Origin of the sequence: Microvirga ossetica, from assembly GCF_002741015.1 — a bacterium.
Classification (GTDB): domain Bacteria; phylum Pseudomonadota; class Alphaproteobacteria; order Rhizobiales; family Beijerinckiaceae; genus Microvirga; species Microvirga ossetica.
In genome coordinates this window covers 2111546-2136012 of record NZ_CP016616.1, presented here as the reverse complement: position 1 = coordinate 2136012, position 24467 = coordinate 2111546, and the positions used below count along the sequence as shown (strand labels likewise).

Genomic DNA, 24467 nt, shown 5'->3' with positions numbered 1-24467 from the left:
GCTTCGGGACTTCGTTCAACCAGGGGCCTTGAACCCTTCGATTGAGGATATGACGCAGATGCCACACATATTCCTGTCCAGACTGGTGCAGCGCATGGCTTTCGCCGTGACGCTCGTGTTGCTGACATTGGGATTGATCGCTCCCGGCCACGCTGCCGATACGATGATCAAGGTGACCGATCTCGCAGGTCGTACGGTGACGGTGAAGAAGGGTGTCCAGCGCGCCATCCTCGGCGAGGGCCGCCTGTTCTATGCCACGGTCGTGCTCAACAAGGAAAAGCCCTTCGCGCAGCTGGCAGCCATCGGCGACGATCTGCCGAAGTTCGATCCCGACACCTGGAACCAGTATCTCGCGAATGTGCCGGATGCGAAGAACGCCACGCTTGTGAGTGCGCTCGCTTCGAGCGATTTCAGCGTCGAGAAAGCGGTTGCGCTCGATGCCGATCTCATCGTCCTGTCGCTCGGCTTCTACGACAAGGCGAAGGAGACAGGCATCCTCGACAATCTCGAGAAGGCCGGCATTCCGACGATCTTCATCGACTTCCGCGAGCGGCCCACGCAGAACGCCGTTCCGAGCATGATGCTCCTGGGCCGTGTCTTCGACCGCCAGGATCAGGCGCAGGAATTCGTCGATTTCTACACGCAGCAGATGCGGCGCATCTATAACGTGACGAACCGGCTGAAGCAGAACGAGCGGCCCCTCGTCTTTGCCGAGCAGGCCGCCGGACTCGAGCCGGATACCTGCTGCCGGTCTTTCGGCAACTTCAATTTCGGCGAGTTCGTCTCGGAGGCGGGCGGCCTGAACTGGGGCTCGAAGTTCTTCTCAGGCGCCAGCGGCATGGTCAATCCGGAGAAGATCATCGTCGAGGATCCGGCCTATCTGCTGATGACCGGTGCGAACTGGTCGAAGTCCAACCCCGGCAACAAGGCGGTCTGGCTCGGTTACCAGACCCAGCCCGAAATGGCGCAGGAGCAGATCCGCGGCCTCGTGCAGCGTCCTGGCTTTGCCGAACTCTCCGCCGTGAAGAACAAGAAGGTGATGGCGATCTATCATCAGTTCTACCAGAGCCCGTATCACTTCGTCGCCATCCAGGCCCTGGCGAAGTGGATCCATCCGGACAAGTTCAAGGATCTCGACCCCCAGGCGACCTATCAGGATCTGCACCAGAAGTTCCTGCCGATTCCGCTGACGGGTCTCTTCTGGACCGAACTCAAGTGACGCCGTCGGCGCGGGCTTTGTCGGCCCGCGCCACTTTCACGAAGGAATCCCCATGTCCGACTTGAGTTTGAGCACGGGCGCAGGAGCGCGATATCACCGCCGGACTCTGCAACGACTGGGTTACGTGGCGGCTGCAATCCTTGTCCTGACGATGGCCCTGGTGATCGACGTATCCGTCGGCCCGGGCAATTTCTCGCTGGCGGAGGTGACCGGCACCATCCTCAATCCCGGCTCCTATGGCAGCAAGCTCGATGTCGTCGTGTGGAACGTGCGCCTTCCGGTGGCGATCATGGCTGTGCTCGTCGGTGCCATGCTGGGCATCGCCGGAGCGCAGATGCAGACCATCCTGAACAATCCCCTGGCCGACCCGTTCACCCTCGGCATCTCGTCGGCGGCGAGCTTCGGCGCGGCCCTCGCCATCGCCATCGGCGTCAGCGTCGTACCCTTCGCAGGTGCTTTCCTCATCACCGCGAACGCCTTCCTGTTCGCGCTCGCAACGTCCGTGATCCTGTTCCTCTTCACCCGCATGCGCGGCGTGACGATCGAGACATTCGTGCTGGTGGGGATCGCGATGTTTTTCACATTCAACGCGCTTCTCGCCTTCATTCAGTACCAATCGTCCGAGACGCAGCTCCAGCAGATCATTTTCTGGATGATGGGCAGCCTCGCCCGCGCCACCTGGACCAAGATTGCCGTCTGCGTCGCTCTCCTGGTGCTTGTCGTTCCGGTCTGCATGAAACGCAGCTGGATGCTGACCGCTCTGACCATGGGAGACGAGCGTGCCTCGAGCTTAGGCGTTCCGGTGGCGCGCCTGCGCCTCGAGATGCTGGCCTGCATTTCCATCCTCGCCTCGACGGCCGTCGCCTTCGTGGGAACGATCGGGTTCATCGGACTCGTCGGCCCGCACATCGCCCGCATGCTCGTGGGCGAAGACCAGCGTTATTTTCTGCCCGTTGCCGCCGCATCCGGGGCCATCATCCTCTCGATCGCGTCGACCCTGTCCAAGGGCATCACGCCCGGGGTGATCTATCCCATCGGGATCATTACGGCCCTCGTGGGGGTTCCGTTCTTCCTAAGTTTGATCCTGTCCGTACGCCGGGAGAGCTGGCGATGAGCCTGACGATCAAGGCATTGAGCTTCGGCTATCGGCATTTTCCGCTGTTCGAGGCGATTGAGGCGACGGATATCCGGAGGGGAGAGATTACTGCCGTCGTCGGGCCGAATGGGGTCGGCAAGTCGTCCCTGTTCCGTCTGATCGCGGGTTTGCTCAAGCCGCAGGCTGGCTCGGTCGCTCTCGATGACATCGATCTGTCCCGGCTCGGCAATGCCCGCCGCCATGAGACCGTGTTCTTCCTGTCCCAACATGTCGGGATGCGTGCGGCGCTCAGCGTCTTCGACGTGGTGCTGCTGGCCCGCAAGAGCGGTCGGGGAGGGCGTGCTTCGGCCGCCGACATCCTGCGGGTCGAGGAAGTCCTCGATCAGCTCGGAATCGGCATGCTCTCCGACCGGCCGGTCACGGACTTGTCAGGCGGGCAACAGCAACTCGTCGGCATGGCCCAGGCCCTCGTACGCGATCCGCAGATCCTTCTGCTCGACGAGCCCACGAGCGCGCTCGATCTCAGGCGCCAGCTCGAGGTGATGGAACTGATACAGCGGGTCACGGAAAGCCGGGGCATCGTGACCCTGGTCGCCTTGCATGATCTTGGCCTCGCCAGCCGCTTCGCCAAGCGCTTCATGCTGCTGGGCGACGGCCGGATCGCGGCCGACGGGCCACCGCATGAGGTTCTGTCCGGAGATGCCATCGAGGCGGCCTACGGCGTCGGCATTCACGTGGAACGCGTATCGACCGGCACGCTCATGGTGGATGCGTACCTGCGCCGGCCTTAGATGAATGAGCATCAACTTCATGCATCATGCTGACCATGGATAACGGCACCTAGCAGGACGCGTATCCAGATGCCGGCTACACCCCGTTCCACGGCACGAAAAGCGGCACGACGGGCGGATGAACGTCAGCAATTACCATCCCGCTTCCGCCTTCATGCCGATAGTGCCCCGATTCGTCGCACTCCAGCATTCCACAATGTCGTCGCCTTTGCGCCGGGCCGCTAGGCGAAGCGGGTTTCCGGCAAAGACGGGGCCGACGTTGCGATAGCCAAAGCGCCTGGGCGTCCTGCCATGAAGTGTCGCGGCGAGGTTGAGCAGCAGCGTTGCCTGCAACGGGCCATGCACGACGAGCCCCGGATATCCTTCGACCTCGGTTGCGTATAGCATATCGTAGTGAATGCGATGGCTGTTAAAGGTAAGGGCGGAGTAGCGGAACAGCAGCGTCGGCGACGTGTCCACCGTCCAGGCCAGGTCCGGAGAGGAATCCTCCCTCGGTTCCCCAGAGGGATCGGCGGCGGGCTTTTGGGAACTCGTCTTTGCGGCCTCGCGGTAAACGATATCCTGCCGCTCGCGAATGGCGACGCCACGTTCCGTCGAGATGTCATGCTGCACGGTCACGAAGCATAACGGTCCCGATCGCCCTTCGGTCGTGCGAAATCCGGCGATGGTCGAGCGCCGCATGACGGCGTCGCCGATCCGAAGCCCCTCGACGATCTCGATCTCACCGCCGGCCCACATGCGGCGGGGCAGGGAGACGGGCGGCAGGAAACCTCCTTTCATGGGGTGGCCGTCCTGATCGAGGTCATGGGTCGGTGTGGACGGAGGGGCGAGGCACCAGTGGATTCCGAGAGAAGTTTCTGCTGGCGATGCAGGTGCAACGTACGGCGCGAGCGTCGCGTTGAAGAGAGTAACGAGCTTCGGCGTAATCGTGTCGCTGACGGATTCGCTTCGCCCGACGCATTCTGTCATCCAGTCGAGATCAAGAGCGGTCATCGAGCCGTCTCGCGGCGCGAGAATTCATTTCGGATATGGGCGGTCTGGGCACCAAGAGCCGGAACGGCGCCGGCATTCAAACCTGACCTGCCGGCTGGACGTGGGAGCGCAACGCTCTCGCCATTGGGCAACGAGACCTCGATGCGCCCTAGGGCCGGATGGACGCCGAGGTCACGGATTGTCGACACACGGGACTAGGCGATTTGGTGGGCCTCGAGCCGCATGATCGCCGCATCGCGTGTCAGGCTTGCGAAAATCGGACCGATTTCCGCATCGAGCTGTTGGCGATTCTCGACACGGGACGGATTATCGGCGAACCGCGGGTCATTGCAGAGATCCGCTCGCTGCAGAACGCCCTCGCAGAAGCGCCGCCATTCGATAGGATTTTGAATGGCGATCACGACCTCACCGTCGCGGAGGCTTTGCCTCGACTTCACGAACACGAAGAGCGGTCGCGGCTCGTCACATGAACTTGACCACCTCAGGACGTTCGGTGACCTTATTGCTTGGGCGGAGCATGCGTTGGCTTTCCCGCGACCGCGTGGCGACGTCCTTCGGGCGATAGCTTCCGAGCAGGCGGCTGAAGCGCATTTCGTTCTGCAAGAGGCCGTTGCGTTGCGGGGGACGCTCTACCGTCTGTTTACGGCGATTGCCGAGCGGATACCGGCGCCTGAACAGGACGTCATCGCTCTCAATCGCTGGATCGGACAATCATACACCAATATCAAACTGATGCAGTCGTCGGATCGCTTTGCTTTCGGCTGGCCCGAAGGCAGTGCCGATCTTTCCTCTGTCCTGTGGCCGATCGTTCAATCTGCGGCGGACGTTCTCACGCAGGCGAGACTCGATCGGATCAAGTGCTGCCCGGGCGTGAACTGCGGCTGGCTTTTTCTCGATATCACGAAAAATGGCAAGCGCCGTTGGTGCGACATGGCCACCTGCGGCAACCGTGAAAAATCCCGGCTTCATTATCGCCGGGGCCGCGAGATCGATATCCGCTGCGATTGACCTGTTTCTAATAATTCTCCGCCATGCGGCGTTAGAGTGCGGTCTTCTCCAAGGGCGGACCAAGGAGCAGTCACGGGCGCGTCCATTACCTTAGCGTTAGTTGCAGGTGGTGGCGCGAGGCATTCATCTTGGTGCAAGAAATTTCGCCGACGGTGGCAGCAGGGCCGTTCACAGACAATCGATGTTTCAGAATTGATAGAAGGATCGCACGCTGGCTTCGACGTGGGTCATGCGATCTGGGCGATGCCCGGTCTGCAGACCGGGATCAATCCCCTGGGTTTGACTGCCGCGCCAAGAGGTTGCGCTCTACACTCTGCAAATGAATACGCATTGCCGCTGCAGCGCCGTTCATGTCGCGGTTTTCGATGGCGGCAATGATCGCCTCGTGTTCGGTGAAGCTGTGATGGTCGGGCTCCGGCTTGAGGGGATTCGATCTGAGCCGGCCCCAGGTGACCGCCCGGCGCAGGGCGTTCAGCATGTCGAACAATCCAAGCAACGGTGTGTTCTGCGTCGCCTCGGCAATGGTGCGGTGGAGACGAGTGTCCCAGCTCTCATATTGCCGCCATGTGGCAGCTTCCTGTGTTCTGCTCTGGCACAGCCTCAACTCGGCGAGATGCATCGGGGTTGCCGTTAGGGCAGCCGCCCGGGCGATCTCGGGTTCGATAATCAGGCGCGCGCGCATCAGCTCTGCCGGATTGGTCCGCTTCGCCAACGCCGCAATATCCGAAAGGCTGTCGGTGGGGCGGTTTCCCAGGAAGGTGCCTTTTCCAACGTGGCGCCAAATCTGACCTTCGGCCTCGAGCGCCCCGAGAGCTTTCCTCAACTCGGTCCGGGTGACACCCAGGGCGACGGCCAGATCCCGTTCGGGAGGCAAGCGGCGGTCCTCAGGCAACTCGGCCTGGGCTAAGTATGCTCTCAGCTGAGTGACAATGCCCCGATTGGATCCCGCCTCACTGTACATTTGCATCTGGCTGTCTCAACCAATTTTGGATTGGTTGGATCTTCTATCGGAATATTGCACCGCGTCAACTGAAATAATCCTTGACACTATGCCAGCCAATTGCGACCAATACGGCATTGGTCGCGAAAGGTGCGACTGAAAGCAAGAGCGGGTGAACCGCCTAAAACAACGGGAGAGAAACATGTTCAAGAGCTTGATGTGCTTAAAGACCGGCGCCGCAGTTCTCGTGATTGGTGCGGCGCTCGCGGCATCGAACGCGGCGGAAGCGGCCAAGGTTCGTGTGGTATATGGTGACATCGCCAGCGTCGAATCCCTGCACCTCCTCGCGGCCTTCGAGCGGGCCAAGGAAAATGGGGTCGATATCGAGATGACCTACCTGAAATCCGAGGACATCGCCGCCCAGGCGGTGGTCGGCGGTCAAGCCGATATCGGCGTCGGCGGTCCCTACGCGCTCGTGCAGAAGGTCAAGGCGCCAATCCGTATGTTCATGCAGCTTTCAACGCTGCGCTTCTACCCGGCCGTCAACGGCGAGTTCTACAAGACCTGGAAGGATCTCAACGGGCAGGAGGTGGCCGTTCACTCTCGTGGTTCCGGAACTGAGGCCATCATGAAACTGATGGAACAGCGGCAGGGGATCAAGTTCTCCAAGATCAGCTACATCCCAGGCGCCGAGGTGCGCACGGGTGCACTGCTCCAAGGCAACGTCAAGGCCAGCATTGTCGATTCCTCGGGTCGCCGTCTGCTCGAAACACAGGCCCCCGGCAAGTTCGTCATCTTGCCGCTCGAAGGCGTGAACGCGACGGACGAAGCTCTGTTCGCCAACACGAACTTCCTTGAGAAGAATGCAGCGGATGTCGACAAGATCGTCGAGGCCATTCTCACCACCTGGCGCGAAGTGACGGCCAATCCGGCTGTGGTTTCCGAGTGGCGCGCCAAATACAAGCTGCTGCCCGACTTGCCCGCCGCACAAGCGGGGGACATCGGACCTTATTTCGATGAGCTCGCGAAGGGCAAGGCCTTCCCGCTCAATGGCGGCGGCGCTGCAGCCGCGAAGGACGACTTCGCCTTCTACACCCTCTCGGGCCAGCTCACGGGTGAGCCCGCTAGCCTGAAGGTCGAGGACTTCTGGGACACCCGCCCGCTGGATCGCGTCCTGGCCAAAGTCGGCTCCAAGTAAGGTGCCGGAATGATGGCTTCCTCTCAAGTGAACGGCCCCGTTCGGGCCGTCCATCCGCCGGTCGGCTGGGGCTTGAGCCTCGGTCGCCTGTTTACGAGCCACCCGATTGCGACGAGGATGGTGTCGCTCGGGCTCTTCTTCCTCATCTGGGAAATCGCCGGGCGGGTGCCGATCAGCTACGCCTTCCCGACCTTTCTCGATACACTTTATGCCTTTGCCACAATGCTGCTCGATGGCAGCCTAGTCCTGGCCTACGGCTCGACTCTGCAGCCGCTAATTATTGGCATCGTCATTTCGGGAGTGATCGGGGTAGCGCTCGGTATCGTGATGGGGCTGTCCCGGAAGGCCGAGTGGCTCGTAGCGCCGCTGTTCATTGTCCTGCAATCGGCGCCAATGGCGGCTCTTATTCCGCTGATCACTTTCGTGTATGGGATCGGCCTGACCGCCAAGATTCTCGCAGTCGTCATGCTGGCGCTGCCGGTGATCGTTCTGAACGGCTACAAGGCGGTCCGGAACGCTAACCCCTCCCTGGTAGCGATGTGCCGTTCGTTCCAGGGCACGCGGGTTCAGCAGATCACCAAGATCATCATTCCCGATGCCAGCCCGGTGATCTTTGCCGGACTGCGCCTCGGCCTTGCTGCTGGGTTCATCGGTGTCATCCTGGCCGAGCTCCTGATCACGCCGACTGGCATCGGCGACCTCATCACCTATCATCGCTCAGTCGCCAATTATGCGGAAATGTATGCCGCCGTTGTCTCCATCATCCTGGTCTCGACCCTGACGCTGACGGCATTGGAGGCATTCGAGGTCCGTGTGCTGCGCCCTGAAAAGAAGAGAGGCTGATATGACCGTTTCCAATGCTTCCGCCCAGGCTACGCTTCGGGTCGAAAATGATGCCGCAGTCGAGGTGCGCAGCATCTGCAAAAACTATGCTGAGATCGAAGCTCTGCGCCTGATCGACCTCGACTTTCCTCGCGGCAAGCTCACGACGCTTCTTGGCCCGTCCGGCTGCGGCAAGACCACCCTGCTCAAGATCATCGCCGGTTTGGTCGAGCCGACATCGGGCGAAGTGCGTGTGAACGGCAAGATCGTCACGGGTCCGGGTCCGGAACGTGCCTTCGTGTTCCAGGACTTTGCCCTGATGCCGTGGGCGACAGTGATGCGCAATGTCGCGTTTGGGCTTGAGCTGAAGGGCATGGGCAAGGCTGAGCGCCAGTCCATCGCCCGCCACTACATCGCCGAGGTCGGCCTCACGGGCTTCGAGGACAAATATCCGCACGAGCTCTCCGGCGGCATGCGACAGCGCGTCGGTCTTGCACGCGCCTTCGCAGTCAATGCGGAGGTATTGTTGCTCGATGAGCCGTTCTCTGCAGTGGATGAGCAGAACCGCCGCAAGTTCCAGGAAGATCTGCTGCAGCTGGTGGAGAAGGAGCGCAAAACCTTCATCTTCGTGACGCACAGCATCGAAGAGGCTGTCTACGTATCGGATCGCATCGTACTGCTCTCGCGCCGGCCGAGCCGCGTCGCGCAGATCATCGAGCCCAGGATTGACCGGACGGCCTCCCCTGATGCGATTCGCCGTGATCAGGGCTATCTCGATACCGTCGAGGAGATCTGGCAGGGCCTCAAACACTACGTGGACTGAGGAGGGCGGCTATGACTCTTTATGGATACCGGGTGCCGATGATGGCATCACTTCTGGTCTGGTGTCTTGTTTGGGAACTGGTCGGACAATCCGGCCTGATGTTCCTGGTGCCGCCGCTTTCGAACGTGCTGTTGGCCGGCATCACGATGGTGCAGACCGGCACATGGCAAGCGGCCGCGCTGATCACGCTGCACAGTTTCGCTATCGGTATGGCGTTCGCCATAATTGTCGGCGTCACGCTGGGCGTGCTGATGGGGCGGTTCAAGGCCGCAGACGAGCTGTTCGGCATCTGGGTCAACATCTTCGTCAGCGCGCCGCTTTCCGCGCTTGTTCCGGTGTTGATGATCCTGTTCGGCATGGGCGAGACCACGGTCATCGTCACGGTCTTTCTCTTCGCGGTGTGGATCATCGTGTTGGACACGCGAGCGGGCATTCAGCATGTGCCGAACTCGCTCATCGAGATGGGGCGCTGCTATGGTGCCTCTCCCTTCGCTCTTTACGGAAAAATTGTTCTCCTTGCCGCACTGCCGGAGATCCTTGCAGGGATCCGCCTTGGCCTCGTGCGCGGCGTAAAGGGCGTGGTGATCGGCCAGCTTCTGGTGGCGATCATCGGTTATGGCGAACTGTTTGAGCTCTACTCACGCAGCTTCGACATGGAGAACTTCTGGGCATTGACGATCATCCTCTTCGCTGCGGCGATGCTGATGTCGGCAGCCATTGAACACATTGAGAAAAAAGTCGACTATTACGCAGGAGTAAGATGATGAATGCGCCTCTCGCCGTGACCGGCTATGTCGTTCAACCGGCACCGGTTGCCACCTTGCCCGTAAAGGGCAGTGACAAGCTTTTCCCGATCCATCGTATCTATTGTGTCGGTCGCAACTACGCCGAGCACGCCATCGAGATGGGTCACGACCCCTCGAAGGAGCCGCCGTTCTTCTTCCAGAAGAATCCGGACAACATCGTCACTGACGGCAAGTTCCCGTATCCCAGCGCAACCTCGGATGTGCATCACGAGATCGAGATGGTGGTGGCGCTGGGCAAGGGTGGTTCTAACATCCCGGTGGAAGCAGCGCTCGATCACGTCTTCGGCTACGGGGTCGGACTCGACATGACCCGTCGCGACCTCCAGGGCGAGGCTAAGAAGCTGGGACGTCCCTGGGAAGTCGGCAAAGCCTTCGAAGCCTCCGCTCCCTGCGGCCCGCTGGTCCCTGCGAGCGAGATCGGCTATCCGACGTCAGGCGCGGTCACGCTGAAGGTCAACGCAGAAATCCGTCAGCAGGGTGATCTCAACCAGTTGATCTGGAAGGTGCCGGAGATGATTTCGTACCTTTCCGGCCTGTTCACACTGCAGCCGGGCGACATCATCATGACAGGCACCCCGGCCGGGGTCAGCGCGGTTAATCGAGGCGATGTCCTAGAAGGCTTCGTTGAGGGCGTCGGGACGATCGAGGTCGTTGTGGTCTAGCCTGATTAGTCCGCAGCGAGATGCGGGCGAACGGTACCTAACAACACCGCAGCGCATTTGCTTGTGCTGCGGTGCAATTTTGCGGCGGAGCGACCGCCGGCGTCTCAATCATTCAGGAGCCACGGGTGGCGAAGATCGAGGTTGCCAATCCGGTCGTGGAGCTCGACGGCGACGAGATGACCCGCATTATCTGGCACTTCATCTCGGCCGGAACTGCTGTCATAGTTCTATCGCATGCCCGAGGACTGGACTTTGGGTTGCCGGAGCCCTATATCCAGGGGGTCAGGCTCGCCTGACTATGATCGTAGAGGCAGAGTGGAATAGGCGTTTAGGACGCGGGTTCGATTCCCGCCGCCTCCACCATAAGCACATCGGCCGTTCAGGTACCGCAGTACGGGGTTTGGGCGACGGGCCTTTCGTTGAGGCCATGGAGCCGTCCGGTGTGTTTTCGATGGGGGCGATATGGGTTCGACTGGGCGTGATAAAGACTAGGCTGCGATTAGGCTGAGCTACGGCCTTGATAGTGCAAACTCACAAATGCCAACGACAACGTTGACATGGGTGCGGTGCGCCTCGCGGCGTAACCATCCGGGGCTTGGGGAAGCCTAGCAACAGAAACGGCACCTTCGGGTGCCGTTCCCATTTTCAAGCGATCTGCAGATTCTCGCAGAGGCGCTGCGTCACAGGAAAGAGAGACCAAATCCAGATGTCGGAGATTGAAGTGAACGGCTATGTCCGCGTTCCCAAAGGAACGATGGTTTACCCGACGGGCGATGGCGTGGAAGCTCCGTCCACCCGCGATCGGGTGGTGAAGGTTGCCAAAATCTTCGATGTGGACGTCAAGAGCGACAGTTTTTACCTGCTTCTCCCAGACGAGATGCGGCTGCGATATTTCGAGGCCAGCGGCAGCAAGAGTCCTATTGATCCCGATATCTTGGAATTTACGGATCGTCTGACGAAAGGCGATTATCGCGCTGCCGCATGGTCGACCAAATGGGCATTGATTGCCGATCTTCAGCCAGCGGATGCTCCGGCTAGCGCCCGAGCTGGAAAGAAGGCGGATGCTTCTGAGAAGCGGCCCCTGACCAAGGATCAAAAGATGGTTACGGGATCTCTGTGGCGGTTCACCGAGGATGCAGAGCTTCGCTACAAGGTCCGCAATCCAGCTTATGCTGCCTTGCGCGATGATATCGAGAGTGGTCTTCGGCAGTTGCCTTCATATATTCGGACGCAAACGGTTGAAGCCAAGCTGAGCGAACTTGGCGTGATCGACCATCTTGATGAGCCCTGGGGACCTGTGAAGGCCGGAGAAACCTTCACGGTTCGTAGCAAGCTGACATCTGGCCTCGCCGGTGGGCAGGATGTGCCGATGCTTTTCCGGGGAGAGAAATTTACGTTGCCCTATGCCAGCCTCGAGCCATTCGTCGAACTGGTCGCCGAGCACTAGATCCGGATCGACGCCGCCGATCGCTGACAGGTCCGACAACCATGCGTGTTGTCGGACTGAACGACTGTCAGCCTCAGGCTGCCCGCAGCCAGGATCGTCTTCTCTCGGTTTCGAGAAGCTGCTCCGCCTTGCGGGTGAATTCGCTTCCTGCAAGCCCTGGCTCGATCGGATCGAGATAGGAAACCGAAATGGTTCCGGCCCGCTTGTAGGCACGATCGGGACCCCAGAACAGACCCGAGTTCAAAGCCACCGGGAGAACCACCCGGTTGAGCCTCGTATAGAGCAGTTCCACCCCGCGCTTGAACTCGACAGGCTCCGAAGCTGACTTTCGCGTACCTTCCGGAAAGATCAGCACCGACCGGCCCTGGGCCAGCACCGCCTGACTTTCATCGATCATCTTTCTGACCGCTTTCGAGCCGCTTTCCCGATCGATCAGGATCATCGGCGACTTGCGGAGGAACCAAGAGAAGACAGGAATCGTCAGCAATTCCTGCTTCGCGACGATGGCCACATCCGGAAAAAGGACCAGGAACGCGAGCGTCTCCCATGTCGATTGGTGATTGGCGATGATCAGGCATGGCTCGTCGGGAATATTATTTCGTCCCCGCTCGGCATAGGTCAAACCGACAAGCCATTTCAGGCTGACGAGAACACCGCGAGCCCATAGCCGGGATGTCAGCCGGACTCCGCGTTCCGGGGAGCCAATCAGCCACAAAAATGCCAGGACGGGTGCAAAGAGCCCGGTCCAGACTGTCAGCAGAATGTCGAAGAGGGTTGAGCGAAAGCGCTGCACGGCGAAATGACTTCTTAAGGTGGATTGTCGTTGAAATGCGAATGAGAATTCGAGGGCTCGGTGACCGAGCGGTGGTGCCGGATCCATTCGGGCAAAGAGCATGCAGTGGCGCCGGATCAATACTGCGCCGCCTGCCGGCCTGAGAAAGGTTCTCGGCTCTTCTGCTCCGGTCCCGCTAGACCTTCGCCTCTGTCGTTTCAGTGCGTGGAGCTGAACTGGGAACCGCCGCAAGCTTGCGCGGCCCGGCGAAACGTGGCTTCGGCTTGGGAGCGGCAATCAGACCGTCACGAATAGCCTTCTTACGGGCCAATTTGCGATTACGGCGAACAGCTTCCGCTTTTTCGCGCGTCTTTCGCTCGGAAGGCTTCTCGTAGGACTTCCGTGCTTTCATCTCGCGAAAGATTCCTTCGCGCTGCATCTTCTTCTTAAGTACTCTGAGAGCCTGATCGACATTGTTGTCGCGTACGAGGACCTGCACGGGATGTCCTTTCTGGTGGTTTTGGGCGTCACTTCCACCACGGTAAAATTCGATGGATCTGCAACCGTTGCGCTTTCAAGGACCTACATGCTTCGGATTTCACTCTCGCGCACGGCCCTCTCGATCGCTCCGGATTTGATCCGGTACGAAACCTCTCCGCTCGGATCGGCCGGCATGAGCCTCACGACCTCGTAAATGCTGGCAGCGCTTACTCGGGTGTCAGAGAATCCGGGATGCGCGAGGCGGACCATCTGTCTAACTTTGAACTTATGGGGCATCAGTCAACCTCCTTGCGGCTGGATAAGCCGGATCGGGCACAGCTATTTCCGTGCCTTGCGGGCAGCATAACGAGCATCCCGGGCAGCCTTGCGCTCCGCTTCGAGTCTGGCATCGTTTGCCTCCTTTTCGTCCACCGCGCGCCGTTCCTGCGCGGCTTGATCCGCTGCATGGGCTTCCCGTACGGTGGCAAGCTCGGCTTCTTCCGCAAGGCGCTTCGTCTCGCGGTCGGCCAGGCGGCCCTCGCGTGCTGCACTTACTGCGGCTCGAGCCGATCGCCGTTCGGAAACGGCCGGGTCGTCGGGTCCGGGCCGCTGGCGGAACTTCGCCATCATGGCTTGCCTCGCGCTCTGGGAAGCCTGGAGGCGCTCGCCGAAATCTTTCTGCTTCATGTCACCTGTCAATCTTATGGACGCCATATGGCCTGTCCAATTTCAGTTATCGGACACGCTTGATGCTGGTGATGGTGCCTTCAGGAAGCGTACCCTGCTCCTGTTGAGCTCGCGCCATTGTTTCGACAGCGCGCGTGTTCGACGCCTTTTCCGGATTGTCGATCCAGAGATAGGCTCGGCGTGCATCGTCATAATCCACCACGAACATCACGGATTTGGCAGAGGTCTTCCGGAACGTGTACATCGCGCTATCACCCACTTTGGCCATTCCATCATGGCGCCTCAAAATTGAAAAAGCCGCTCCACGCAGGAGCGGCTCCGCAGGCAGCACCGATGGAGTGTGGTGCCGCATTGTTCTTAGGCCGTTTGGATGTTGTTGACGGCGACCTTGCCGCTGCGGCGATCCTCGGCCGTGTCGAAGGAGACCTTCTCACCTTCACGCAGGCCGCGGATGCCGGCGCGCTCGAGAGCGGTGGCGTGGACGAACACGTCCTTGCTGCCATCGTCAGGCTGGATGAAGCCGAAGCCTTTTTGATCGTTGTAGAACTTAACGGTGCCCGTGATCATGGGAGTATCCTTAGTTTGTAGGCGCAAGCGCACGTGAGCGGAGGGCATGCGGAAGCATGACCTCACGCTTGGGTTCGTCGATGTTTGGAAGAGTGTCTGAACGTGCGCCCGGATAGCCAAGGCGAAACGGCCCGATTGTCCGGCCAAATGTCGATAAGGTTTATCTAATGCGCCCTTGCGGCAAATACAAGGCACGATTCCTCAGTTATTTCCAGATCATCGGCAACAATAGCCCGTGACTGAACGCTTGCCCCCTTATCATTGTGGAAGTGAAGCGTCGGCTAGCGGTCCTCAATAGCCGTCATTTCGTCCTTTTTATCATTATTTCCCATTCTCTCGGGTAATATTCCACAAGATGGACCATATACCATCAATCCTACCGACATGTTCGGACTGCTCTCAGTAACTCATGATTGAGCGCCGAGCCTGCTATCCGCAATTTTGAATTTGGTCGCTGCGTGATGCTAAGCAGTGGAGCCGTCGCTCTGCTCGACGCCGAGGCCGCTCAGGGACATCAGTTGGGCAGGTCCATCCCGGCGCGGCAGCCGCAGCAAAGCAGCCTCACCCGTGAAGAAATCCGAGCGATCATCCTCGAGCAGATCGGGCAATATCTGACCTGCTACGGACGTAACATCCGGCATCTAGGAGGATAAACTTCTCCTAGGTGATGGCCCGGAAGAAGATTTTACTGGTCCGGCCAGTTCTAAAGAAAGAACATTTCGGTTGCTTTAGCGGACGTTCCGGCGCGATAATTCCTCTGTCATTTGGCTCGAACGCTAGCCGCACAGGGGATATATCGTGACACTCAAATCTCGCTTCGGAAGCAAAGTTGGCCTTGCCGTCTTCGTTGGAGCCACATTCCTAGCGGGCTCCTCGATATGGCGCGGCAGCGCGATCGCTGCAGGCGCCGAGGGTGCCCCTGTGAAAGGGGGCACGCTGGTCTATCTCGAGCAGCAGCCTCATACCAATCTCTATCCGCCGGCAGGCGGATTCTATCCCAACGGTGGAATCCTCAACCAGATCACCGACAAGCTGACCTATCAGAATCCCAAGACGCTCGAGATCGAACCCTGGATCGCTGAGTCGTGGTCGGTGAATGCGGATGCGACGGAGTACACCTTCAAGATCCGGAAAGGCGTGACGTTTTCCGACGGCACCCCTCTCGATGCCGCTGCCGTGGCCGGGAACTACGACACGTTCGGGCGCGGCAACAAGGAACTGAAGCTGCCGATCTCGGAGGTCATCAACAATTACGACCGGAGCGAGGTCGTCGATCCGCAGACGGTGAAGTTTTATTTTAGGAAGCCGTCGCCCGGCTTTCTGCAAGGCACATCGGTGATCGGGTCCGGTCTCGTGTCGCTGAAGACCCTAGCACTGCCCTACGAGGCGCTGGGCGACGCCACGAAGATCATCGGCTCGGGTCCCTTCGTCGTCGCAGGCGAAACGCTCGGGCGCGAGCTCACGCTGAAAGCGCGCGCCGACTATACGTGGGGCCCAGCGAAGCTCGAGCATCAGGGGCGCGCCTATCTCGACGAGATCAAATACATCGTCACGCCGGAAGACAGCGTACGCATCGGCGGCCTGGTAGCCGGGCAGGCCGACATCATTCGCCAGATCCAGGCATATGACGAGAAGCAGGTCGAGGACGAAGGATATCTGATCTACGCGCCCTCGACGCGCGGCGTGAACAACAGCGTCGTCTTCCGCCCCGACAATCCGCTCGTCGCCGATGTTCGGGTTCGTCGTGGGCTGCTCCATGCCACCAACACGGATGAGATCGTCTCGACCCTGTTCTCGGACAATTACCCAAAGGCGACCTCGATCATCGCCAAGACGGCATCCGGCTATGTCGATCTCTCGCCGAAGCTCTCCTACGACGTCGAGAAGGCCAAGCAGTTGCTCGATGAGGCAGGCTGGAAGCTCGGCGCCAATGGCCGGCGCCAGAAGGACGGTCAGACGCTCGAGCTCTCGGCCTATGAATCCCTGCCGCAGCCGCAGAACAAGGAAACGCTGCAGCTGGTCGCACAGCAATGGGAGAAGATCGGCGTGAAGCTGAACGTGCTGACCGCCGACTCGGGCAGCGCAGTCGTGAACAATCTCGATCCCGCCAAGGCACCTGTCTCGCCGGCCATGGTCGGCCGCGCCGATCCCGACGTGATCAAGAGCCAGTACTACCCGACCAACCGCAATGTTCTGCTGCAGAAGGGCGGGAATAGCGACAAGGTGCAGTCCTTCGTCGACGAAAGGCTGAACGCGCTTCTGGATCAGCTCGCCTCCGAGCCCGACCGCACCAAGCGCCTCGGGGTTGCAGGCGAGATCCAAAACTACGTGGTCGATCAGGCCTACGCCATCCCGATCTTCGAAGAGCCGCAGGCCTTTGCTGCCGCTCCTTACGTGAAGGGCGTGTCCTTTGAAGCCGTCGGTCGTCCCAGCTTCTACAACACCTGGCTGGCGCCGCGGCGCTGAGGATATCTCAAGGCCGGCCGGATGTCGCAGACGGGCGACATCCGGCCGGCTCCCGTCGATCGTCTCGATGTTCGGACAGGATCTCACATGTCGCGATACGTGATCGGAAGGATCGGACAGGCGGCCCTCGTGCTCTGGGCTGCCTTTACCGTCTCGTTCATCCTGCTGCAGGCATTACCAGGGGATGCCATCCTCATCAAGTTCCTCAATCCCGAACTCGGCTTGGGTCCTGAGCAGATCGCGGAGATCCGTGCGTCCTATGCAGCCGACAGCCCGCTCTGGATGCAGTATATCCATACCGTCTCGAATTTCCTCACCGGTCACTTCGGCTATTCCATTCATGCAGGCGTTCCCGTCGGCGATCTGATTTTTGCCAACCTGCCGCCGACCCTGTGGCTTGCGACATTCGGTTTTCTGCTGGCGGTCATCCTCGCGGTGACGCTTGCCGCTCTTTCGGCGTTGTCTCCCCTCGCTTGGCTGCGCTCCTTCATCCAGTCGATTCCGGCGCTCTTCATCTCCACGCCCGTGTTCTGGCTGGGGATCCTGCTGATCCAGGTCTTCTCGTTTCAGCTCAAGCTCATTCCGGTCATCAACCCAGGCCCCTGGCAGGCGCTGATCCTTCCGGTTCTCACATTGGCCGTCCCGATCTCGGCGCCGCTCGCCCAGATCCTGATGCGCAATATCGACCACGTGCTGACGGAGCCCTTCGTCGCGGTCGCCCGCGCCAAAGGCGCCTCGCACCGGTGGGTGTTGTGGCAGCATGTGGCGAAGAACGCAGTCCTGCCGGCCCTGACCATCAGCGGGATCCTGTTCGGGGAGTTGCTGGCCGGTGCGGTCGTTACGGAAGCAGTATTCGGCCTCAACGGCCTCGGCGGGCTGACACAGCGCTCCGTCGGTGATCAGGACATCGCGGTCCTTCAGGCGATCGTCGTGTTCTCTGCGGCGGCCTTCGTGCTCATCAATCTGACGGTGGACCTGCTCTACCCCGTCTTCGACCCTCGCCTGAGAGTGAGACAAGGAGCTCTCGCATGACTGGCCTGAACATGATCGGGCGCAGCTTGCTGCGCGACGACGCGGACATCCTCAAAAGCTCCTCTCCAGGATCGACGCGGGTTTCGTCGGGTGCCCGTTGGCTGAAGAGTATCAAAAGCATCCAGCCGGGTCTGGTTCTGGCCTGGTTCGTCATGGCCGTCGTCGTGCTCTGGGCCCTGTTCCCGCAATGGTTCACCAGCTACAGCGCCACGGTCGGGGTCGCGCGCCAGCAACTCCGTGCACCGAGCGCTGAGCATTGGCTAGGCACCGATGCGCTGGGACGTGATCTTCTGGCCCGCATCATCTATGGCGCAGGCAATTCGCTTTCTGGGGCCTTCGTGGCCGTCGGCGTCGGCCTTGTGGTGGGCACCACGCTCGGCATTCTCGCGGGGTCGGCGAGAGGCAGGATCGACGAGGCCATCATGCGCGGCGTCGACGTGTTGCTGTCGATCCCGCAGCTTCTTCTTTCGCTCAGCATCGTCATTCTTCTCGGCTTCGGCATCGTGAATGCCGCCATCGCCGTCGGCGTGACGTCGATCGCCAGCTTCGCGCGGCTTGCCCGTTCCGAGGTGGTGAGGGTCCGCACCAGCGATTATGTCGAGGCGGCCTTCGGGAGCGGCGGATCGTTCAGCCGGGTTCTGCTGCGTCACATCCTCCCCAACTCCCTGACCTCGGTGATCGCGTTCGCAGCCCTGCAGCTCGGCTGGGCCATTCTGACGATCTCCACGCTGGGCTTTCTCGGCTACGGCGCGCCACCGCCGACGCCGGAATGGGGCCTGCTGATCGCCGAAGGGCGGAACTACATCGCGCGGGCCTGGTGGCTGACGACCGTCCCCGGCATCGTGGTGATCCTGGTCGTCCTGTCGGCGAACCGCATCAGCCAGTCCTTCGGAAAGGACAGAGCATGACGATGGCAATCAATATCAGGCCCACGTCGACGGACATCTCGAACGCGCCCGTTCTCGAGATCGGCAATCTTGCGGTAGGCTATCGCGGCAGCGATGGATTTCAGCGGGTCGTCCACGAGGTTTCGCTGCTTGTGCGTCCGGGTGAGGTCGTAGCGCTCGTGGGCGAGTCGGGCTCCGGAAAGACCACCACGGCACAAGCCGTGATCGGGCTTCTGGCAGAGAATGGCCGATTGGAATCCGGTGCGGTCCGGCTCAACGGCACCGATATCGCGGGCTGGTCGCAGAAGCAGCTCGACACCATTCGCGGCAGCAAGATCAGCCTGATCCCACAGGATCCGACGACATCGCTCAACCCGGTCAAGACCATCGGTGCTCAAGTCGCCGAAGTGCTTCAGATTCACCGGCAGGGCAGCCGGGCGGAAATCGATGCGCGTGTCATCGAGCTTCTGGCCCGCGTGGGCCTCTCCCAGCCTGATCTGCGCGCTAAACAATACCCGCACGAGCTGTCCGGCGGCATGCGCCAGCGCGTCCTGATCGCCATTGCGATTGCCCTGCGCCCGGCGCTGATCATCGCCGACGAACCCACCAGCGCTCTCGATGTGACGGTGCAGAAGCGCATCCTCGATCTGATCGACGAGTTGCGCCGCGAATACGGCACGGCCGTTCTGCTGGTGACCCACGACCTGGGAGTCGCGGCGGACCGAGCGAACCACATTGTCGTGCTCAAGGGCGGACGCATTCAGGAGCAGGGCCCGACTGCGGAGGTTTTGGCTTCTCCGCGCAGCGAGTACACGCGCAAGCTTCTGGCCGATGCGCCGTCTCTCGGGAAGATCCGCACCGTTCCCCGGGCCCGATCCCCGCGCCTCAGCGGCAGCGATGACGCCGTCGTCGTCGAGAACCTCGTGCAGGATTTCTCCGTCGGCGGCAGGCGAGAGGCTTTTCGGGCAGTGGACGACATATCCTTCATCGTGCAAAGGGGAACGACCCACGCGATCGTGGGTGAGTCCGGCTCGGGCAAGACGACAACCGCGCGTAGCATCGTCGGCTTCCAGAGGCCCACCTCGGGGCGCATTCTCGTCGACGGCGTCGATGTGACGACCCTGCGCGGGGAAAACCTGCGCAAGTTCCGCAAGACGATCCAGCTCGTCTACCAGAACCCGTTCGCCTCCCTCGATCCGCGGCAGACAATCTTTCAGATCGTCGAGGAGCCGCTTCTCAACTTCGATCCCCTGCCGCGGGAAGAACGGACGAGGAAGGTTCATGCCATTCTGGAGCGTGTCGGCCTTCCGCAATCGGTTCTGACCCGCAAGCCCCGCGCCCTCTCCGGAGGACAGCGGCAGCGCGTCGCTATCGCCCGAGCCCTCGTGCTTGATCCGCAGGTGCTGGTGCTGGACGAGGCCGTGTCGGCTCTCGACGTCACGGTGCAGGCGCAGATCCTGGAACTGCTTGAGGAACTTCAGCAGGCCCTTGAGCTGACATACCTCTTCATCTCCCACGATCTCGCCGTGGTCCGTCAGATCTCGGACACGGTCTCGGTCCTGCACAACGGGCGCCAAGTCGACAGCGGCCGCGTCGAGGACGTGTTCCTGCGTCCGGGCAGCGCCTACACGCGCGAACTCATCAACGCGATTCCCGGACAACGCAGTGCCGACCGGCACTGATTCCAGAAGGTCAAGCGGAGCAAACCGATGACAATATCCTCGCAGCCCAAACGGCTCGGCTTTTTTTCCCGCCTGTTGGATGAGGCGAGTGCAGGCGAGCGTTATCGCCTCGCCTCCGAGCAGATCGTCCACGCGGAGCGACATGGATTTGACTCCGCCTGGGTGGCGCAGCATCACTTCCATGAAGCGGAAGGCGGTCTTCCGTCGCCTCTTGTCTTCCTGTCCCATGTGGCCGCGCGCACGTCGACCATTCGCCTCGGCACGGGCATCATCACCTTGCCGCTCGAGAATCCCGTTCGGGTGGCGGAGGACACGGTCGTGCTGGATCTTCTGTCCGGCGGGCGCCTCGAAGTCGGCGTCGGAACCGGCGGCACGCCGTCATCCTTCACGGCGTTCGGCCTGGATAGCGCACACCGCTCAGAGATCTACGATCGGCATCTCGCCATCGTACGGGACGCCTGGGACGGCCGACCGCTTGAAGGGGGCGATACACTCTATCCGGCTGCTCCGGGACTGAACGATCGCGTCTGGCAGGCGACGTTCTCCGTCGGCGGAGGCATTCGCGCCGGAAAGGCCGGCGACGGTCTCATGCTCTCGCGCACGCAACCCCGGCCCAAGGACGCGGCGCGCGCATCTCTGCCCGACATTCAGCATCCCATCATCGATGCCTATCTCGAGGCGCTGCCCGAAGGGCAGGCGCCGCGGATCGTCGCCTCGCGTTCGCTGTTCGTCGCGGACAGCAGGAATGAGGCGCTTCGTCTCGCGGAGAAGGGGTTGCGCCGCGTCGTGGCCGATTTCGCCGCCAAGGGGCACGTGATCCCGGGCGACACCCTGGCGGACATCATCGCAGCTCTCGACACGCATGTGGGCACGCCCGAGGACGTGCTCGAGAGCCTGAGCCGGGATACCACCCTGCCACGGGTGACGGACCTTGTGTTCCAGGTCCATTCGATCGATCCCCCGCACGAATACATCCTGCGGTCGATCGAGCTGATCGCGAGCGAAGTCGCCCCAGCCCTCGGCTGGCAGAGTCCAGCAGGCAAGCTCGAAAAACGCGTTGCACTCGTGCGTTGAACCAGCCACGCCAACAACCGGAATGTGAGAAGACCATGAGCACAATCATATCGGATGTCATCGATCATCTTGCCGGGGTCCAGCCGGGATCCAGCCTCGACAGGTTGCGCGATCAGCGGCCGCAGGCGCGGGAGTATGCGCAGAAGAGCTATCTGGCGCTGTTCGAGCCGGAGCTTCCCGGCCATGTCACGGCCATCGAGCGCTATGCGGTCGCCACCTTCGTGGCAGGACTCCATCGCCAGCCCAACGTGACCGAGTTCTATGCAGCGTCCCTGGAAAGGCTCGGGCACCCCAAGCTGACCGATGCGATCAGGGAAGAGATTGCCCGGGGCTCCGTCGAAGGACCCTACGGCCGTTACCCGCAGGGCCCTCTCACCATCGAGGACAGTGAGGGACCCGTTTACCAGGTCTCTACGGACAACAGGGAGCGTCTCGGGTCCCGGCTCGTCGCCGCCCTCGAGCATGCGCATCTGCTGGTCTTCCATCCGCGCGACGCGAGCCCGGCCGCGCTGCAGAGGCTGCTCGATGCCGGCTGGTCGACCACGGATATCGTGACCCTGTCGCAGCTCGTGGCCTTCCTGTCCTTCCAGATCCGTGTCGTCGCGGGCCTACGAGTCCTCGTAGGTGCATCGTCACGCGCGAGTGTCGATGCCGACCAGACACAGATTTTTACGGGCGTGCTGGCATCCGGCGCCGTTTGAGAAGGAACCATTCCATGACCGAGACACCGCTGTCGCATCCCGAGAACCGGGAGCCTATCGCATTCACGCAGGAAGAACTCGGCTGGCTGCCCTGGCTTGAGCCGTTTCCCACCGAACAACTGACCGAGAGGCACTGGGCCGGCCTCGTCGATGCATCGCGCGCCAAGTCGCCATATTTCCTTCTGCTCGCCCGCGATCCGGATATTCTGCAGGCCAGGACGAAAACGGATAAGGATATCTTCTACAACACGAGCAACGGCCTTCCCCGTGCCGAGCGGGAACTCGCAGCGACGGCCGCCTCACGCTCCAACGGCTGCATCTTCTGCGCGTCCGTCCATTCCCGGTTCGCCACGCAATATTCCAAGCGGGGCGCCGACGTTCAGCGTCTGCTCGATGAGGGAGTCGAGGCGGACATCGACAGCCGCTGGAACGCCATCATCGAAGCTTCCGTGGCATTGACCGACACGCCGATCGCGTTTGGCGATGAGCAGGTCGGGGCACTGCGTGCGGCGGGACTCGGCGACCCGGAGATCGTCGACGTCATCAATGGCGCAGCCTTTTTCAACTGGGCCAACAGGCTGATGCTGTCCCTCGGCGAACCGACGCCACCGGCCAAGCCTTAGGTGAAGTCGAGCCATAAACCGATCTGCTTAGCTGGCGAAGGCAGCCTAAGGTCCTCTCATGGCACGGAAGCGGAAGTTCATCGGAGTTGCTGTACTTCCGAAAATGTGAAGGGTTTCGGATGCCGGCCATCGCGACGTAGGCACATGCACTGGGGCCGGCGTCCGGAAGCCTCCAGGGAAGGAACCTGCGGAACAGTTGGGCGCCGCGCGTGGTGCGCTCATCTATGGGGATTTGGGCGCTTTGGATCGGGGACTGGATCGGCGTCGACGCGTCCACGCCAGCGGAGTGGCGACATCGGTGGGCTGGAGCGGGGCATCATCGCCATGGCCGAGTTGGCGCGACGGTGACCATTGATGCTCCATTCGCGGGGTATACGCCTCATTCGGCCGAGTGCCCGGGTGGCTGGCGCAGGACCAACGGCGGTGACGAACAGCAGGGCGGCAGCGTCGTGGGGCCATCGGTTTCATGAGGTGTCGACCCGGATCACAGCACTCGGGGACGATGGCCGGTGTATTGGCGAAGACCCGCGCGCGAACCGCTCGATGATGATCATGCGCCCGCCGCAGCAGGGACAGGGCTGCGTCAGGCATGGTGGAGCTGTGGCGCCAGTCGGGTCTGCGGTCACCGTTGCACAGGGCTCACGCGCACCAAGCAGCGCGCGGGCTCGCGTCAGGTTGGCGGCGCGTGAGCCGTGAGCGAAGAGGCCATAATGCCGGATGCGATGGAAGCCGCGCGGGAGCACGTGAAGCAGGAAGCGGCGGATGAACTCGTCGACAGCCAGCGTCATCGTCTTGCAGCGGGCGCGACCCTCAACCCGATAGTCCTTCCAGGTGAACGTCACGCCGCTGTCGTCGGCGCGGATCAGCCGGCTGTTCGAGATCGCAACCCGGTGCGTGTAGCGGGCGAGGTAGGCCAGAACGGCCTCCGGTCCGGCAAACGGCCGCTTGGCATAGACGAACCACCTGATCTTGCGCAGACGAGCCAGGAAAGCTGCGAACGCTTTGGGACCGGTCAGATCCGCGTGGTCGCCGAAGAACCGCAGATACCCGGCCGCATAGGCCGTGGCGAGCTTCTCCAGGATCAGCCGCCGGAACAGCTTTGAAAGGATCCGCACGGGCAGGAAGAAGTTCGGCCGGCATGCGATCCATCGCGTGCCGTCAGGGGACAGCCCACCGCCCGGCACGATCATGTGCACGTGCGGGTGATGCGTCATCGCCGAGCCCCAGGTGTGCAGCACGGCGGTGAGGCCGATCCGCGCCCCGAGATGCTTGGGATCGGCCGCGATGGTAAGGGTCGTCTCGGCCGCGGCCTTGAACAGGAGATCGTAGATCACGGCCTTGTTGGGAAAGGCGAGAGCGGCGAGAGCGGCTGGCAGTGTGAACACCACGGGGAAGTAGGGCACGGGCAGCAGTTCGGCTTCGCGCTGTGCGAGCCAGTCCCGGGCCGCCGCGCCCTGACACTTGGGGCAATGACGATTGCGGCAGGAGTTATAGGCGATGGTCGTGTACGTGCAGTCTGCGCAGCGCGCGACGTGCCCGCCGAGAGCCGCCGTGCGGCAGTTCTCGATTGCGCTCATCACCTTGAGCTGGCCAAGGCTCACATGCCCGGCATTGGCGCGGCGCCACGCCGGTCCATGGTCGCGGAAGATGTCCGCGACCTCCAGCCCTGGACGGGCCAAGACGACCTCGCC

28 protein-coding genes and 1 other RNA gene are annotated in these 24467 nt (G+C 61.4%); 18 read left to right on the top strand and 11 right to left on the bottom strand.

Annotated features, from left to right (window positions below):
- Positions 1-58: 58 nt before the first annotated feature.
- From BB934_RS10110 to BB934_RS10100, 3 genes are read left to right on the top strand one after another with little or no spacing between them, the layout of a single operon-like run.
- The gene (locus BB934_RS10110; protein WP_157934115.1) at positions 59-1219 is read left to right on the top strand and encodes an ABC transporter substrate-binding protein; all 1161 of its coding nucleotides are present in this window, start codon (positions 59-61) and stop codon (positions 1217-1219) included.
- A gap of 52 nt (positions 1220-1271) precedes the next feature.
- Positions 1272-2333, top strand: a complete 1062-nt coding sequence (locus BB934_RS10105) for a FecCD family ABC transporter permease (protein WP_099509511.1) — start codon at positions 1272-1274, stop codon at positions 2331-2333.
- Positions 2330-3106 (top strand): ABC transporter ATP-binding protein, encoded by a 777-nt coding sequence (locus BB934_RS10100; RefSeq protein WP_099509510.1) that lies wholly within the window; start codon positions 2330-2332, stop codon positions 3104-3106. Before BB934_RS10105 ends, BB934_RS10100 begins: the two co-directional genes overlap by 4 nt.
- Positions 3107-3238: 132 nt before the next feature.
- Here the strand turns inward: BB934_RS10100 and BB934_RS10095 are convergent, their stop codons facing one another.
- Positions 3239-4099 (bottom strand): HTD2 family dehydratase, encoded by an 861-nt coding sequence (locus BB934_RS10095; protein ID WP_099509509.1) that lies wholly within the window; start codon positions 4097-4099, stop codon positions 3239-3241.
- Between the two features lie 194 nt (positions 4100-4293).
- Positions 4294-4500, bottom strand: a complete 207-nt coding sequence (locus BB934_RS10090) for a CoA transferase (RefSeq protein ID WP_157934114.1) — start codon at positions 4498-4500, stop codon at positions 4294-4296.
- Here BB934_RS10090 and BB934_RS10085 point away from each other — a divergent pair.
- The gene (locus BB934_RS10085) at positions 4490-5107 is read left to right on the top strand and encodes a CGNR zinc finger domain-containing protein (protein ID WP_099509507.1); all 618 of its coding nucleotides are present in this window, start codon (positions 4490-4492) and stop codon (positions 5105-5107) included. The two genes, BB934_RS10090 and BB934_RS10085, sit on opposite strands and share 11 nt — an antisense overlap.
- A 265-nt stretch (positions 5108-5372) precedes the next feature.
- On the opposite strand, the gene BB934_RS10080 is transcribed toward BB934_RS10085, so the two are convergent.
- Positions 5373-6074: a FadR/GntR family transcriptional regulator gene (locus tag BB934_RS10080; RefSeq protein ID WP_099509506.1), complete on the bottom strand. Its 702-nt coding sequence runs from the start codon at positions 6072-6074 to the stop codon at positions 5373-5375.
- 175 nt (positions 6075-6249) lie between these two features.
- Here BB934_RS10080 and BB934_RS10075 point away from each other — a divergent pair, with 175 nt between their 5' ends.
- From BB934_RS10075 to BB934_RS10045, 7 genes are all read left to right on the top strand, one after another.
- Positions 6250-7245 carry an ABC transporter substrate-binding protein gene (locus tag BB934_RS10075; protein WP_099509505.1) on the top strand — a complete coding sequence of 332 codons (996 nt, stop codon included), beginning with the start codon at positions 6250-6252 and terminating at the stop codon, positions 7243-7245.
- 9 nt (positions 7246-7254) lie between these two features.
- Positions 7255-8088 (top strand): ABC transporter permease, encoded by an 834-nt coding sequence (locus BB934_RS10070; RefSeq protein ID WP_099509504.1) that lies wholly within the window; start codon positions 7255-7257, stop codon positions 8086-8088.
- A 1-nt stretch (position 8089) separates the two neighbouring features.
- Positions 8090-8890 (top strand): ABC transporter ATP-binding protein, encoded by an 801-nt coding sequence (locus BB934_RS10065; protein WP_099509503.1) that lies wholly within the window; start codon positions 8090-8092, stop codon positions 8888-8890.
- Between the two features lie 11 nt (positions 8891-8901).
- A complete protein-coding gene (locus BB934_RS10060; RefSeq protein WP_099509502.1) occupies positions 8902-9654 on the top strand; it encodes an ABC transporter permease in 753 nt (250 codons plus the stop codon).
- A complete protein-coding gene (locus BB934_RS10055; protein ID WP_099512724.1) occupies positions 9654-10358 on the top strand; it encodes a fumarylacetoacetate hydrolase family protein in 705 nt (234 codons plus the stop codon). The genes BB934_RS10060 and BB934_RS10055 overlap by 1 nt, the downstream gene beginning before the upstream one ends.
- 242 nt (positions 10359-10600) lie before the next feature.
- Positions 10601-10984: a transfer-messenger RNA gene (gene ssrA / locus BB934_RS10050) on the top strand.
- A gap of 80 nt (positions 10985-11064) precedes the next feature.
- Positions 11065-11805 carry a hypothetical protein gene (locus tag BB934_RS10045; protein WP_099509501.1) on the top strand — a complete coding sequence of 247 codons (741 nt, stop codon included), beginning with the start codon at positions 11065-11067 and terminating at the stop codon, positions 11803-11805.
- A gap of 73 nt (positions 11806-11878) precedes the next feature.
- Here BB934_RS10045 and BB934_RS10040 read toward each other — a convergent pair whose 3' ends face one another.
- The 7 genes from BB934_RS10040 to BB934_RS47000 all read right to left on the bottom strand — a co-directional run bounded on the left by BB934_RS10040 (position 11879) and on the right by BB934_RS47000 (position 14919).
- A complete protein-coding gene (locus BB934_RS10040; RefSeq protein WP_237050237.1) occupies positions 11879-12598 on the bottom strand; it encodes a lysophospholipid acyltransferase family protein in 720 nt (239 codons plus the stop codon).
- 175 nt (positions 12599-12773) lie between these two features.
- Positions 12774-13076 carry a 30S ribosomal protein S21 gene (gene rpsU, locus BB934_RS10035; protein ID WP_099509499.1) on the bottom strand — a complete coding sequence of 101 codons (303 nt, stop codon included), beginning with the start codon at positions 13074-13076 and terminating at the stop codon, positions 12774-12776.
- A gap of 83 nt (positions 13077-13159) precedes the next feature.
- Positions 13160-13354, bottom strand: a complete 195-nt coding sequence (locus BB934_RS10030) for a hypothetical protein (protein WP_099509498.1) — start codon at positions 13352-13354, stop codon at positions 13160-13162.
- A gap of 42 nt (positions 13355-13396) precedes the next feature.
- Complete coding sequence (locus BB934_RS10025) at positions 13397-13744, bottom strand: DUF6481 family protein (protein WP_099509497.1); 348 nt, start codon at positions 13742-13744, stop codon at positions 13397-13399.
- A 46-nt stretch (positions 13745-13790) separates the two neighbouring features.
- On the bottom strand, positions 13791-13988 hold the full coding sequence (locus BB934_RS10020) for a hypothetical protein (protein WP_099509496.1): 198 nt from the start codon (positions 13986-13988) through the stop codon (positions 13791-13793).
- Positions 13989-14101: 113 nt separating this feature from the next.
- Complete coding sequence (locus tag BB934_RS10015; RefSeq protein ID WP_099509495.1) at positions 14102-14311, bottom strand: cold-shock protein; 210 nt, start codon at positions 14309-14311, stop codon at positions 14102-14104.
- Between the two features lie 464 nt (positions 14312-14775).
- Positions 14776-14919: a hypothetical protein gene (locus BB934_RS47000; protein ID WP_157934113.1), complete on the bottom strand. Its 144-nt coding sequence runs from the start codon at positions 14917-14919 to the stop codon at positions 14776-14778.
- 190 nt (positions 14920-15109) lie between these two features.
- Here BB934_RS47000 and BB934_RS10005 point away from each other — a divergent pair, with 190 nt between their 5' ends.
- The 7 genes from BB934_RS10005 to BB934_RS09975 all read left to right on the top strand — a co-directional run bounded on the left by BB934_RS10005 (position 15110) and on the right by BB934_RS09975 (position 22776).
- Positions 15110-16777 (top strand): TIGR04028 family ABC transporter substrate-binding protein, encoded by a 1668-nt coding sequence (locus BB934_RS10005; protein ID WP_099509493.1) that lies wholly within the window; start codon positions 15110-15112, stop codon positions 16775-16777.
- A gap of 87 nt (positions 16778-16864) precedes the next feature.
- Positions 16865-17809: an ABC transporter permease gene (locus BB934_RS10000; protein WP_099512723.1), complete on the top strand. Its 945-nt coding sequence runs from the start codon at positions 16865-16867 to the stop codon at positions 17807-17809.
- Complete coding sequence (locus BB934_RS09995; RefSeq protein ID WP_099509492.1) at positions 17806-18717, top strand: ABC transporter permease; 912 nt, start codon at positions 17806-17808, stop codon at positions 18715-18717. The genes BB934_RS10000 and BB934_RS09995 overlap by 4 nt, the downstream gene beginning before the upstream one ends.
- Complete coding sequence (locus BB934_RS09990) at positions 18714-20378, top strand: dipeptide ABC transporter ATP-binding protein (RefSeq protein ID WP_099509491.1); 1665 nt, start codon at positions 18714-18716, stop codon at positions 20376-20378. The genes BB934_RS09995 and BB934_RS09990 overlap by 4 nt, the downstream gene beginning before the upstream one ends.
- Before the next feature lie 27 nt (positions 20379-20405).
- Positions 20406-21452, top strand: coding sequence for a putative FMN-dependent luciferase-like monooxygenase (locus BB934_RS09985; protein ID WP_099509490.1), 1047 nt, complete (start codon positions 20406-20408; stop codon positions 21450-21452).
- A 35-nt stretch (positions 21453-21487) separates the two neighbouring features.
- Positions 21488-22153, top strand: coding sequence for a CMD domain protein (locus BB934_RS09980; protein WP_099509489.1), 666 nt, complete (start codon positions 21488-21490; stop codon positions 22151-22153).
- 14 nt (positions 22154-22167) lie between these two features.
- Positions 22168-22776, top strand: coding sequence for an alkylhydroperoxidase domain protein (locus BB934_RS09975; RefSeq protein WP_099509488.1), 609 nt, complete (start codon positions 22168-22170; stop codon positions 22774-22776).
- A gap of 464 nt (positions 22777-23240) precedes the next feature.
- On the opposite strand, the gene BB934_RS09970 is transcribed toward BB934_RS09975, so the two are convergent.
- Positions 23241-24455: an IS91 family transposase gene (locus BB934_RS09970; protein ID WP_099509487.1), complete on the bottom strand. Its 1215-nt coding sequence runs from the start codon at positions 24453-24455 to the stop codon at positions 23241-23243.
- Between the last annotated feature and the right edge of the window lie 12 nt (positions 24456-24467).